A 13,720-nucleotide genomic window follows, 5' to 3' on the forward strand; every position below is an offset into this window, starting at 1 on the left:
AAGTAGTCCTTACGCATTGTAGCGAGCTTAAATGTTAGTGGTTTCCCATTAGCATATTAGCACATTAGCTAACTAGCTAATTTTTCCCCGATCCCGGTTCAATCAGTCGCCCAAAGAAGATCGCATTCATGAACAGTTTTGTTCCGCCCAGCCAGAAAGCCCTGAAGTTGGGATTGTCTGCAATAGAAATAACCCGGCCGTTGCCCACTGTGTTAACCAGTACCGCCGCCGAGTTCTTAATGGCCTCATAATTTTCTTTTGTCACAAAGCCGCTTTGCAAAGGTTTATCGCCATACACGAGCGGGTTGGAATACGGGTTTTTATTTCTTTCAGGATACACTGCATTCGCTTTGAAAAGATCAACGAACGGATAGTTGTAGCCGTAAGCCAGCGGATGGCTCAGGTCGGTAATAGCCCTGAAAATGGCGCCGTTCATTTTTTGCGCGCCAAGCCGGTATTCGCGTTCAATATAAGCGATCTGTTTGGTGGTGTCTTCTTTTACCTTTTTGAACCCAACATTGGTAATGCCGTTCTGCGCTGCCCATTGCACCGCTTCTTCGGTAACAATAAAAGTGCCGCCGCCCTGGATCCAGTTGCGCAGCTTTTCTTTATCGAGACCATTGTAATTGCCACCCACCATAATAAGGGTATTGTATTTACTCAGGTCGATGCGGTTGAACGCCGGCACTTCGAGGTGGGTTGATGGAATGTTGAACCGCTGATCGAGCAGGAACCAGATCTCACCGGCATCAGTTGCATTTACACCGGTGCCGGTAAGCATGGCAATAGATGGTTTCGGCACCAGGCGCATTCTGTGACTGCCCAAATCACTGCCGCTGATGGCATTACCGGTATTGATGGCAAACACCGTAATTCCATTTTTTTCTGCAATATTTTTTACCTGCTGATATAATTGATCGGTATCGGCGGTTTGTGTTTTTACCGGGATAAAAATAGTGCCATAATTGAACTTGTGCACGCCGTTGTGTACAGCGATCTCAAATGGCGCGGATGCCGTACGGGTAAGTATGCCTGCTTCCTGTAAAGCATACAATGCCCGGGGTGCATAAAACTCATCCCACTCAAACAGGTAGGCATAACTGCTTTTACCACCGGCTACGGTTCCGGCTGGCTGAACGGCTTTATCGATCTTTGCGCCCATCAGTGCGGGCGCAAAACGAATGGCGTTCAATTCTGCATAAGGAAGGCCAAAGGCCAGGGGCAGCGTCCAGGCGGTAATGTCGTAGAAAAGGCTATCCTTAAAACTGAGGGTTTTATCAAAAATGGCCCTGATCACTTTATGCTGGGTTTGACCGGCCGGCACTACATATGCATTGCCTTTTTCGAAAGTAAAACCATCGGCCTGCATGGAAGTGCTCAGTTCATATACATCTATCTGCTGGCGCCGTAACATCTCAATAAACAAGGCTGTCTTGCTTTTATCGTTTGCACTTCCGAACACATATCCTTTTACCGGTGCGGCGGCAGCTTCTGTGAATACATTTTTGTAAAAATCCCGTTGGTAGGTAAGGAATTCTTTTCGCAATGCTTTGGCGCCTTCGAGAGTTGAAAGGGTAGCGGTGAATTGATTTTTAATGGTGAACGGAAAACGCAGGATGCCATGTTCCGTTTTTTGCGCATGACCGCGCGATGAAGCCTGTTCAAACAAAATACCTATGGCGCCATTGATATCGGGGTAGGTAGAACCTTTTCCATAATAAAAGTCATCGTAGTTCTCTTTGGTAAAATAAAGGGAACCTATGCGGTCGAGAAAGGCGGCATGATAAGCGCCCAGTTTGCCGGTAAGCTCCTGGTTGCCGGCAGGGGTAAGCGGGTTCACCCGCGAAGGCACGCCGGGCTGAAAAAAGAAGGTGGCATTAACGCCCTGTTCGTGGTGATCGGTTAAAATATTGGGTTTCCATTTATGGAACCATTGCAGTCTGTTACGGCTTTCAACATGTACCAGCGGCAGCCAGTCGCGGTTAAGATCGAACCAGTAATGGTTGAACCGGCCGCCGGGCCATACTTCGTGAAATTCGCGGCTGTCGGGATCGGTAACCAGTGTTTTGCTTTTGTGCTGGTTTACCCAGGTGCTGAAGCGTTGCAAGCCATCGGGATTGAAGGAAGGATCGAAAAGGATCACCGTATTTTCGAGCAGTTCGTCAATTTGTTTACCCTGTGCCGCGGCGAGGTAATAAGCGCTTACAAGGGCGGCATTGGAGCCGCTCGATTCATTGCCATGAATGGAATGACCGATGTACACCACGATGGGCATGTTGTTTATATCTACGGAAGCGGATCGCTGCGGGTTGCATAACTGAACATGCTGTTCCCTGATGGCTTCCAGCCGCTGGTGATTTTGCGGTGAGGTAATGATCAGCAGCACCTGCGGACGGCTTTCATAGGTAAAGCCCATCACTTCCAGTTTTACGCGGTTGGGGGCTGCAGCCGCAATAACCTGCATATAATTCACCAGCCGGTCGTGCGTTACATGCCATTCGCCAGGTTCGTGATAGATGATCTCCCCGGGTTTTGGAATGGAAGGGTTATAAGTGACGCTATCGGGCAGGTAATAATCAAGGTTTTGAGATGAAGCAATATGAAAAATGAAGAGGAAGCAGGACAGAATTGCCCATGCCCGTTTACAGGAATCGGGTTTTCTCATAATGACGCTTAAGGTTTGGTTGTTTAGAGTGACGGGGAAAGATAAGACAAATGGAAGAAAAATAATTTGGAGATTTCTGATGGGAAACCGCAGGTAATAATGTAAGAGTGCAGCCAAAGCAACGGTCATTCTGTACCCACATTGCAAAAGACATACGGCGGCGATCAGTTTCAACTTGTGAGTATTAACGCCTGGGACAAAAAGGAGCAGATCGGTTTTACCGAACTCATAACTGGTATATTTCCGTAAGGACTTCGTTACCGCAACGGGCGTTCAACCGCAGCGTCTTTCAACAATTTAACGGCTTTTGTGTTATTGTGCCTGGTAGCACCGGTAAGGAGACCGGCCGGTGTGAGCATAAACACCCCCTTTGGACCATTAATTGTATATTTGCACCCTTATTTTATTAGTATATGAGCCGGAAAGGAAAAGTTTTGGTGGCAATGAGCGGCGGTATCGACAGTACCGTTACGGCCCTGATGCTCAACGATCAGGGATATGAAGTGGTGGGTATTACCATGAAAACATGGGACTATGCAGCCAGCGGCGGCAGCAAGAAGGAAACCGGCTGTTGTAATATCGATTCTTTCAACGATGCCCGTATGGCGGCAGTTCAGCACGGGTTCCCGCACTATATTCTGGATATTCGCGACGAATTCGGCGATTTTGTGATCGAGAATTTTGTAGATGAATACCTGGCAGGCCGCACGCCCAATCCCTGCGTTATGTGTAATACACATATCAAATGGCGGGCGCTGCTGAAACGGGCCGATGCCCTGGGGTGCGAATTTATCGCTACCGGCCATTATGCCAATGTACACCAGCATGAGAACGGCCGGTTTTACCTAAGCAAAGGCGTTGATGAAACCAAGGACCAGAGCTATGTGCTTTGGGGCCTGCAGCAGGACCTGTTGAGCCGCACCCTGTTGCCGTTGGGAACCTATCATAAAACGGCCATCCGCCAGATGGCGCTTGACTACGGGTACCCCGAGCTGGCAAAAAAGAGCGAAAGCTATGAGATCTGTTTTGTGCCCGATAACGATTACCGCGGGTTTCTGAAAAGAAGGGTAGAAGGGCTGGAAGAAAAAGTAACCGGCGGCTTCTTTGTAGATAAAACGGGTAAAGTGTTGGGGAAACATAAAGGATATCCTTTCTACACCATCGGCCAGCGTAAAGGGTTGGATATCACCTTTGGCAAACCGGTGTATGTTACCAATATCATTCCCGAAACCAATACGGTAATGCTGGGCGAAGAAGATGATCTCAACCGCCAGGAAATGGTGGTAAGCAAGATCAACTGGATCAAATACGACGGTATAACCGACGGAACCGAAGCCATTACAAAGATCCGTTATAAAGATAAAGGCGCATTGGCCAGCTTACATAACCATCCCAACGGGGTGCATGTACAATTTTCGCATTATGCCAAAGGCATTGCACCCGGACAAAGCGCCGTGTTCTACGAAGGGGATGATGTAATTGGTGGCGGAGTGATACAGCGCGGATAATAAGCCTGATTTTCAGGCAATAAATAATTGTTTATCAACGTTACCAACCGTTCCGGTGTTCCGGAACGGTTTTTTTTATAAAGCAACAAAAACACCCCCGGGGTTGTCTGTAACAAAGTCGCTGTTTTACAAATTGTTGTATGAAGAAATGTTTTATCTCCGTGATCGCCGCCGGTATCCTGTTTGTTAGTCTTATTCAGTTGGCCGGCTGCGATAAAAAAGACGATGGTTTTACCTCCGATGCGGTTACTGATTACATGCAGCTGCAACCAGGTAAATATATCCTGTACCGCCTCGACTCTATGCGGTTCACCAATTTTGGGCAGAAAGACACCATTATATCGTACCAGGCGAAAGACATTGTTGAAGAAGCCTATACCGATGGCATGAACCGCTCCGGCTGGCGCATAGTGCGGTATTTGCGCGATTTTAACAGCACTAATGATAACGACTGGCGCCCCATGATGACCTATAGTGTTATTCCTTCAGGCAATTCCATTGAACTGAGCGAAAACAATTTCCGCTATATAAAGCTAACCACCCCTGTAAGGGATGGCCGCAGCTGGCGGGGCAATGGCTACCTGCCCAACAATCCTTACCAGGACCTGTACGAATTCAGCAACGATGAAGATATTCAGGAGTGGGACTACACCTACCAGGATGTTCACACGCCGCTTACCTTTAACAATAAGACATACGATACCACCATCTCTGTGCTGCAGATAGCCGATTCGGCCAATTTGCCCATCCAGGCCAATGTGCCTGCTTCCAAAACCTATTGGATTGAAAAATATGCCAAAGGCGTAGGCCTTGTATATAAAGAAGTTGAGATATGGGAATACCAGCCGCCAACATCCGTTTCAGGATACCGGCACGGATATGGCTTGAAATTGACTATTATAGATCATAATTAGCCAACTACTGCTCCATGAAAAGAATACCTACGCTGGTACTTTTGCTGATCGCCACTACCGGATTAACGCAAGCGCAGTTCAGCCGTTATATTGTTCAGTTCACCGATAAAAAAGGAACGCCATATACGCTCTCGAACCCGTCGGCTTATTTATCGGCAAAATCAATTGCCCGCAGAACAAGCCAGCAATTGGCAATCGATTCAACCGATCTGCCGGTAAACCCGGCCTATATAGAAAGCATTCGCAATATCCCCAATGTTACCGTCATCAGCACTTCAAAGTGGTTGAACCAGGTGCTCATAAGAACCTCCGATCCGAATGCTGTAACCACCATCAACGCATTACCATTTGTAAAAAGGTCAGGCACCATAGCTCCCCGTATTGGCCGCAGCAATGGCCTTTCGGGCGAACAGGCCGGTGAAGGGCCGGTTTCGGCTAACAATGTCAATGGGTTAACAGGCACTACTGCCTTTGACTACGGCAGCATGTATAACCAGATCCATATACACAACGGCGATTATTTACATAAGCTGGGTTTTACAGGTCGTGGTATGACCATTGCCGTGCTCGATGCCGGCTTTCTGAATTACCTCACCAACCCGGTTTTTGATAGTGTGCGGTTGCAGGGAAGGTTGTTGGGCACCTGGGATTATGTGAACAATGAGGCCAGTGTGAATGAAGACAATGTACATGGCGCCAGTGTTTTTTCCCTGCTGGCATCAAACCGGCCGGGTGTGCTGGTAGGTTCTGCCCCACATGCCAGCTACTGGTTATTGAAAACGGAAGATACCAACAGCGAATACCCGGTTGAAGAACAACACTGGGCCGTAGGCGCTGAATTTGCCGATAGCGCAGGCGTTGATATGATCTCTTCCTCACTGGGATATGCCGATTTCGATAATTCTATATTTAATTATTCTTACCCGCAACGCAACGGTAAAACGGCCATGATCTCCATTGCCGCCAACATGGCTGCAAAAAAGGGGATCCTCGTAATTGTGGCCGGTGGCAACAGTGGGAACAGTTCGGGCGACGGAAAATTTATTGGTTGTCCGGCCGATGCCGATAGCGCCTTTACCATCGGTTCAATAGATATAAACCGGAATATAGCATCAACCAGCAGTTGGGGGCCCAACGGGGCCGGACTGTTAAAGCCCAACGTGGTTTCTGTTGGGCTGAACGCGGTTATCGCCAATTCATCAACCGGTAACCCCGCAACGGGCAGTGGTACTTCCTTTGCCTGCCCCAACCTCGCCGGGTTGGTTGCCTGTTTATGGGAAGCGTTTCCAGAGGTTACGAATATGCAGCTTATAGATGTCATTCAGCAAAGCGCCGACCAGTATAATACTCCCGACTTCCGGTTCGGTCATGGCGTTCCTGATTTCAAAAAAGCCGTGGCATTGCTTACCAAAAAATATGCAACTGCAGGTACTTCCTTCAATAACTGTATTGTTTCAATAAGCTGGAAAAGTAAGGACGATACCAGCACAACCTATACCGTGCAAAAGAAAATGCCCGGTGAAAGCGGTTTTGCCACCATTGGCCAAATCAACTCTTCTTCAGTATCGTTCCAGGCCAACAGTTATATGTTCAACGATACCATGCGCGTTGCCGGTAACGGTACCGCTCAATACCGGATAATACAAACCAATCGCTCGGCCGATACCACCTTCGAGATCGCCAGCCTGCAGCAGGCCATCAACACTGTTTGTTTTCCCGATAATACCATGATGGCTTTGCCCAGTCCATTCGATCAACAATTGTCGATAGTGGTGAATTTGCCTGAAGCCATCGGTAATATGGGTATTAAAATAACCGATATGATGGGCCGCGTAGTGTATGCAAAAAAGGCCGATAAACCGGCCGGTTATTACAGCACTACAGTATACACCGGAAGCTGGAACGCCGGTATTTACGAGATAACTGTGTACAACGGCAATAAGAGATTGTACGACCGCAAAGTGTTGAGGAAATAGTGGTGGCTTTATAGTTTTTGAAATACCGCTCCAAACAAAGTATCTGCTTTCAGGTTATAACCGGTCATCAGTGCCCACCGGTGCAACTGCAGCGAATGCTGTTGCTGAATATGTTCCACCACTTCTTCGTTTTCCTGCTTAAATACAGAACAGGTGCAGTACAGAAGAAACCCACCCGGTTTTAGCATTGTGATGGCATTGTCTGTTATCTTTTTTTGCAGCATGCTGTACCGGTTAATTTGTTGGGGATCGAAATAATACAATTGTTCGGGGGTACGGCTCCAGGTACCGGAGCCGCTGCAGGGCACATCGGTTATGACAATATCGAATAATGACTGTTGAATGTTGAAGGCTGAAATGGAAAGGTCGCCTGCAAAAGCATGATAATGGCTGATGCCTGCTGCTGCAAAACGCTTTTCAAGATTTATCAGAATGGTTTTTCTGACATCCGAAACGGTGAGGTTAATGTTTTTGAAGATATCGAAAGCAAGAATTGATTTACCGCCGCTGGCAGCGCAGGCGTCCCAGATGTCGGGCGTTTTGTTGGCCGTATGCCTTGCGTAAGAAGAAGTGCGAATCAATTCCATCAACTCGCCGATCCGTTGCGAACTATGATCCTGGATCACCGCTTCCTTATCAACTTCAATGATAGTATCGATCTTTGAAGCATTGGGTAATGCCAGGCAGGAAGGCGCGGTTTCACGGAATGTGATGCCTGCCTGTTGCAGTTTATTTTTTACCATTGTTTCCTTACCCGGCCGCAGACGCAGGAACAGATCGGGTTGGGTTAGAAAAGATGAACATAACGCTTCGTGATCGATGCCGTTGCTAAGTTCATTTTTCCAGGGAAACAGCTCGTGAATATTAAAGGGATGGTTTAACTCCGAAAGTTTTTCTTGCAGGGAAAAACGGGTTTTATCGTTCCACTCCGGTTGCAGGTATTGCAGCAGTTCGTTGGGTTCGTGGCTGCAAAGAAAAAGCCCGGTTAGTATCCGTTCTTCTGCCGGTAGTTGTGGTAATGCTTTTCCCAGCCTGAAAAATGCGTAACATAAATGCGCAATATTCTTCCTGTCTTTTGACCCGTATTTTTTATGCTGGCTGAAGAACTGTTTTATAAAACTCCCAAATGGCTGTGTTCCGTTGTATTGTTGCAACAGCTGCACCGCGGTGTTCAGATGGGAGAAATATTTCATAGGGATGCAAGTTAATCGTGAAACGGCAAACGGCAAACTTCGTCGCGGCGTTCATCGGAATCGTCAATCGGCAATTCGCCTTCGCCAGGCTATGGCGCCATTCACGATTCACGATCCGCATTCTCCTAAAAAAATAATAACTTACTTATCCAACTCCTCTGCTGCTATGCGCAAGTGCTTACTTATATCATATGTGCTTATAATGCATCTATTGGTGCATGGCCAGGCTGTTCCTTTTTCTTTCCGCAACCTGAGCATCAATGAAGGGCTTTCTCAAAGCAGTGTGGTCGATATTGCCACCGATGATGCGGGTTTTCTTTGGCTTGCTACGCAGGACGGCCTCAACCGGTACGATGGGCGCGAACTGGTGATCTTTAAAAAGAACTTCGACGATATTACCCTTACAACCGGCAGCCGCCTGGGAAAGATCGTGAACGGACTGAATAATTCCCTGTGGCTGATAACCAGTGGCGGCCGCCTCGAAAAACTTGATCTCTATAATGAAACGTTTACTCCTTTTCGCAGCATCGGCGCCGATAGCATTCAGCTTCCCCCTGTAAGTTGTGTATATCACGATTCATCGAACGTGTTATTGATTGCCGTCGAAAACGACAGGTTGTACTGTTACGATCTCAATACCAATAAAGTAAACGGCGCACTGATGCACTCTGTGCAGGGTATTTTTAAAGACAGTGATAACCTGTTCTGGTTGCTTACGAAGAGAGGATATGCGACTGTAAGAATGAAGAACGGCCGGTTCGATGTGGGCGCGCCGGAAAACGGCGACGTGCATCCGTCAGGGGGCATTGAAACCGGTCTTACAGATGTGTCGTGCAGCACTATCGACGAGGATAAGTCACATACCTTATGGTTGGGTACCTATGGGAACGGGTTGTATACAAAAAAGAAAGGTGAAAAAAAGTTTGTATCCTTCACCGGCTATAATGAGCAGACGAAGTTACCAGCCAACCTGGTGATTGAATCGGTAAAGGCCGGCGCGGCAGGCCAGGTTTGGGTGGGTACCTATGGGAACGGGTTGTATGTGATAGATCAGGAAAAAGCAACGATCACGCATTATGTGGTCAATAAAAAAGATCCGTTCTCACTGAGTTATAATGATGTGTTGTGCATCAGGGAAGATAAACAGGGCGGTATCTGGATAGGGACCGATGGCGGCGGTGTAAGCCATTACGATAAACGGCTGAACAATTTCGCCATGCTTACCAATAGCAATGTGCCCGATGATATTTCTATTGAACAGGTAAGGGCCATTACCACCGACCGGCAGGGCGGTGTTTGGATCGGCACCAGCAGCACCGGGCTAACTTTTGCCAACAGCCGAAACAATTCATTTGAAACCCGGCACTTTCCGCCGGCGCCGAATGCGCAGGGTAATTACGACCGCGTGGTGTCGCTGTATACCGATACAGAGGGCGATGTATGGGTAGGAACCCAGGGTAATGGATTGCTGGTAATAGATGGGGTTACCAAAAAAGTAAAGACCCGGTTCTACCCTGATGGCGATAAGAGGCGCTTTATTCCCGATCATACCATCTGGTGTATATTGCCGGCACCAGGCAACCAGGTATGGGCCGGTACCCGAAACAGCGGTTTGTGTTTGATTGATAAACAAAATGGACTGGTAAAAATTTATTCAAACTACAGGTCAGGTAACCGCACGCTCGAGAACAATGTACGCTCGCTTACCCTCATCGATGATTCCACCCTTTGCATTGGTTTTGAAAAAAAGGGTATTCAGTTCCTGAATATGAATACCGGTAATTTGTTTGTAAAACCGAACCCGGCGATCGATAGTTTGATCGCAGGCGGAACCATTTTCAAATGCACCTGGTACCGGTATCCCATGTTATGGATAGGGACGCTGGGGCGGGGTATGGTTGGCTGTAATATGAATACCGGCGAAACTTATACGATCGATGATCAAAAGGGTTTGCCAAACAATACGGTATATGGCATTCTGCCCGATGAAAAGAATTATTTGTGGTTAAGCACCAACAGGGGCATCTGCCGTTTTGTTCCGCCTGCTGATCTGAAAACGGTGAACCGGTCGAATTTTACGGTTTTTCTTGCGCAGGATGGTTTGCAAAGTAATGAGTTCAATACCGGCGCTTATCATAAAGCAGCCGATGGCAGGTTAATGTTTGGTGGTATTAACGGGCTTACCATTTTTCACCCCGAACAAATAGTACTTTCGAATTTATCTGCCCGGGTGGTAATTACCCAGGCCATGGTGAATAACCAGCCGCTGGTGAGCGATACCGGTATGGCCTATAAAAAGGTCCTGCATTTGCCATTTAGCCAAAACGCGGTTTCCTTTAATTTCTCGGCGCTTGATTTTGTGGCCCCGCGCCGTTTCAACTATTACTACCAGTTAGCGGGTTACGATACCAAATGGATCGATGCCGGCAACAGAAACTATGTGGCCTACACCAACCTGCCGCCGGGCCGCTATGTGTTTAAAGTAAAGGCGGCCCTTCAATTGCCTGATAACAGCCCGGTCACCGAACTGGTGATCATTATCAATCCGCCATTCTGGCGAACGGCCTGGTTCCTTGTTTTATGCGTACTGGCGCTTGCCGGTATCCTGTATGCCATTTACCGGTACCGGATAAACCAGTTATTGAGCCTGCAAAAAGTACGTAACAGAATAGCGACCGATCTGCACGATGATATTGGCACCACGCTTACCAACATCAGTATCCTTTCCGAGTTAAGTAAAAAGAAATTATTACAAAAAGAAGAGGCCGGCACTTTTCTCGATCGTATTGCAGAGGAGGTGCATAACTCAAGCCAGGCCCTCGATGATATTGTGTGGAGTATCAATACGAGAAACGATACGCTGGAGCAAACCGTGGCGCGCATGCGCCGGTATGCAGCCGAAGTGTTCGATGCCGCCAATATTGTTTATTCGTTACAGCTCGAAGAGCAGTTTGAAAAGTACAAGCTGAACATGGAACAGCGGCGGGATTGTTTTCTGATCTTTAAGGAAGCCATCAATAATATTTACAAACATGCCAATGCCAAACGGGTTGAAATAAAAGTATGGATAGAGAAAGGGCATTTGTATATGAACATTTGTGATGATGGAAAAGGTTTTGATACAACCACCATTACGCATCGCAACGGCATCAGGAACATCAATAACCGCATCGAAAAATGGAACGGGAGCATCACTATGAGTTCGGTAAAAGGCGAGGGAACGGTGACGAAGGTCAGTTTTCCGCTGACGTAAGAAGTGTGCCACACTTTCCTGGCGTCGCTGAAAGCAAGTGTGGCACACTTAAGTGACACCGGCCCTCCTTACCCCAAATGAGCGATATAACTTAGTGGAAGAACATAATTACATTTGTATATGCCAATAAAAATCGTTTTGTTCGAAGATAATGACCGCTTGCGTGAGTCGCTGGCCTATTTGCTGAAAATGAACGGGTACGAGGTGGTGGGGGATTACAACCAGTGTTCCGATGCGGCGAACATAGCCCGGGTATACGTGCCCGATGTGGTGCTGATGGATATAGACATGCCCGGCGATAATGGCATAAAAGGGGTGCGTTGGATCAAAGAGGCGCGTCCGCAAACCTCGGTGATCATGTACACCGTGTTTGAAGATGATGAGAAATTATTTGAATGCCTTTGCGCCGGTGCAAATGGTTATCTGTTGAAGAAAACCCCGCCGGCGAAACTGTTCGATGCCATACAGGAAGTGCTGGAAGGCGGCGCCCCCATGAGCCCGGTGATTGCCCGCAAGGTGCTGAACACCTTCCAGGTAAAGGAAACCTCCAATAAGTATAATTTATCGCCCCGCGAAATAGAAGTGCTCCAATGGCTTATTAAGGGCTATAGCATTAAGATCATAGCGGCGGAAATGAAGCTTGCGTTCGATACCGTGCGTTCACACCTGAAAAACATCTATCAGAAATTACATGTGAACTGTGGCAAGGAGGCTATTGCGAAAGCGTTGAGTGAGCGGATTGTTTAAACAATAGACAATAGACAATAAGCAATAGGCAAAAATTGCCAGACAAGCTTTTACATAAAAAAAGGCCCCTGTTTAAAACAGCGGCCTTTGTATTTTTGCCAATTGTCAATTGCTTATTGCCAATTGATTATAATTCCAGCAACGCTTTCACCGGATCTCTTCCGAACAACAACAGCTCGGGGTTCTCCAGTAATTCTTTCACGCGTACGAGGAAACTTACCGATTCTCGGCCATCGATGATACGGTGATCGTAGCTTAATGCCAGGTACATCATTGGTTTTATAACTACCTGTCCGTTGATGGCCATGGGGCGTTCCTGAATTTTGTGCATACCGAGGATGGCGCTTTGTGGCAGGTTGATGATCGGCGTGCTCATCAGTGAACCAAACACACCGCCATTGGTGATGGTGAAGGTGCCACCGGTGAGCTCATCCATCGATAATTTGTTATCTCTTGCTTTGCCGGCCAGCTCTATCACTTTCTTTTCAATATCGGCCATGCTCAGGCTTTCTACATTGCGAATAACCGGAACGGTTAAACCGCGTGGGGTAGAAACGGCAACGGAGATATCGATATAATCATGATATACCAGCTGGTCGCCATCGATATTCGCATTAACCGCAGGCCATTCATGTAAGGCGATGGCGCAGGCTTTGGCGAAAAAGCTCATGAAACCGAGGTTCACACCATGCGATTCCTTGAACTTGTCTTTATGTTGTTTGCGAATATCCATAATGCGCGTCATATCAACCTCGTTAAAGGTAGTGAGCATCGCAGTGGTGTTCTTGCTTTCTACCAGTCGGCGGCTGATGGTTTTGCGCAGCTGGCTCATTTTCTCCCTTCTTTCTTCACGGCTGAACAGTGGTTTGCCGCCGGTTACTTTGCCGGGGTTCGATAAGGCCGCCAGTACATCGCTTTTTATGATCTTGCTGTTCACCCCGCTGGGAGTAACTGATTTGGGGTCTACTTTTTTATCGGCGATGATCGCTGCTGCAACGGGTGTGGCTTTAATATCGTTCGATACAGCTGTTACAGGAGCTTGCGAAGTTTGTGCGGGAGCGGTTTCTTTTTTCGGTTCCGCTTTTTCTTCTTTCTCCGGCGTTCCGTTGGAGCCTGCTGCTTTTTCGGGTTTGGCTGCTGTTTCATCAATAGAAGCCAGTGTGTCGCCAATGTTGAGGATATCACCTTCCTTGGCTGATTGTTGCAGGATGCCTGCCTTTTCGGCGTTTACTTCAAAAGTGGCTTTTTCGCTTTCCAGTTCAGCGATCACTTCATCACGTTCTACATAATCTCCGCTGTTCTTTACCCATTTTAATAAAGTAACCTCGCTTATGGATTCTCCAACTGTCGGAACTTTTATATCTATCATAAAAAACGTTTCTTATTTAACGTGAATGGTGAATGGGCAATGGTCAATCGTCAATGGTGAATGGTCAATGGTGAAATTTTGGAATTTTGCGATTT

8 protein-coding genes are annotated in these 13,720 nt (G+C 47.4%); 5 read left to right on the plus strand and 3 right to left on the minus strand.

Annotation, left to right across the window (positions count from 1 at the left end):
* Window positions 1-76: 76 nt before the first annotated feature.
* Complete coding sequence (locus A4R26_RS23950; RefSeq protein ID WP_081169067.1) at window positions 77-2,665, minus strand: M14 metallopeptidase family protein; 2,589 nt, start codon at window positions 2,663-2,665, stop codon at window positions 77-79.
* A gap of 413 nt (window positions 2,666-3,078) precedes the next feature.
* Here A4R26_RS23950 and mnmA point away from each other — a divergent pair, with 413 nt between their 5' ends.
* From mnmA to A4R26_RS23965, 3 genes are all read left to right on the plus strand, one after another.
* Entirely contained in the window at window positions 3,079-4,173 is a 1,095-nt protein-coding gene (gene mnmA, locus A4R26_RS23955; protein ID WP_081169068.1) for a tRNA 2-thiouridine(34) synthase MnmA, read from the plus strand.
* A 140-nt stretch (window positions 4,174-4,313) separates the two neighbouring features.
* On the plus strand, window positions 4,314-5,087 hold the full coding sequence (locus A4R26_RS23960) for a hypothetical protein (protein ID WP_081169069.1): 774 nt from the start codon (window positions 4,314-4,316) through the stop codon (window positions 5,085-5,087).
* A 14-nt stretch (window positions 5,088-5,101) separates the two neighbouring features.
* Window positions 5,102-7,063, plus strand: coding sequence for a S8 family peptidase (locus tag A4R26_RS23965; RefSeq protein ID WP_081169070.1), 1,962 nt, complete (start codon window positions 5,102-5,104; stop codon window positions 7,061-7,063).
* 8 nt (window positions 7,064-7,071) lie between these two features.
* Here A4R26_RS23965 and A4R26_RS23970 read toward each other — a convergent pair whose 3' ends face one another.
* The gene (locus tag A4R26_RS23970) at window positions 7,072-8,256 is read right to left on the minus strand and encodes an RsmB/NOP family class I SAM-dependent RNA methyltransferase (RefSeq protein ID WP_081169071.1); all 1,185 of its coding nucleotides are present in this window, start codon (window positions 8,254-8,256) and stop codon (window positions 7,072-7,074) included.
* Between the two features lie 166 nt (window positions 8,257-8,422).
* Between A4R26_RS23970 and A4R26_RS23975 the strand changes: the two genes are divergently transcribed.
* Window positions 8,423-11,509, plus strand: coding sequence for a ligand-binding sensor domain-containing protein (locus tag A4R26_RS23975; protein WP_165760396.1), 3,087 nt, complete (start codon window positions 8,423-8,425; stop codon window positions 11,507-11,509).
* Between the two features lie 120 nt (window positions 11,510-11,629).
* Complete coding sequence (locus A4R26_RS23980) at window positions 11,630-12,256, plus strand: response regulator transcription factor (RefSeq protein ID WP_081169073.1); 627 nt, start codon at window positions 11,630-11,632, stop codon at window positions 12,254-12,256.
* 127 nt (window positions 12,257-12,383) lie between these two features.
* Here the strand turns inward: A4R26_RS23980 and odhB are convergent, their stop codons facing one another.
* A complete protein-coding gene (odhB, locus tag A4R26_RS23985; RefSeq protein WP_081169074.1) occupies window positions 12,384-13,625 on the minus strand; it encodes a 2-oxoglutarate dehydrogenase complex dihydrolipoyllysine-residue succinyltransferase in 1,242 nt (413 codons plus the stop codon).
* Between the last annotated feature and the right edge of the window lie 95 nt (window positions 13,626-13,720).

The sequence above is a fragment of the Niastella populi genome (assembly GCF_002078015.1).
Classification (GTDB): domain Bacteria; phylum Bacteroidota; class Bacteroidia; order Chitinophagales; family Chitinophagaceae; genus Niastella; species Niastella populi.

Coding starts and splice junctions, on each gene's coding strand:
- A4R26_RS23975 (WP_165760396.1), top strand. CDS start 8,423: ATGCGCAAGTGCTTACTTATATCATATGTGCTTATAATGCATCTATTG.
- mnmA (WP_081169068.1), top strand. CDS start 3,079: ATGAGCCGGAAAGGAAAAGTTTTGGTGGCAATGAGCGGCGGTATCGAC.
- A4R26_RS23960 (WP_081169069.1), top strand. CDS start 4,314: ATGAAGAAATGTTTTATCTCCGTGATCGCCGCCGGTATCCTGTTTGTT.
- A4R26_RS23950 (WP_081169067.1), bottom strand. CDS start 2,665: ATGAGAAAACCCGATTCCTGTAAACGGGCATGGGCAATTCTGTCCTGC.
- odhB (WP_081169074.1), bottom strand. CDS start 13,625: ATGATAGATATAAAAGTTCCGACAGTTGGAGAATCCATAAGCGAGGTT.
- A4R26_RS23980 (WP_081169073.1), top strand. CDS start 11,630: ATGCCAATAAAAATCGTTTTGTTCGAAGATAATGACCGCTTGCGTGAG.
- A4R26_RS23965 (WP_081169070.1), top strand. CDS start 5,102: ATGAAAAGAATACCTACGCTGGTACTTTTGCTGATCGCCACTACCGGA.
- A4R26_RS23970 (WP_081169071.1), bottom strand. CDS start 8,256: ATGAAATATTTCTCCCATCTGAACACCGCGGTGCAGCTGTTGCAACAA.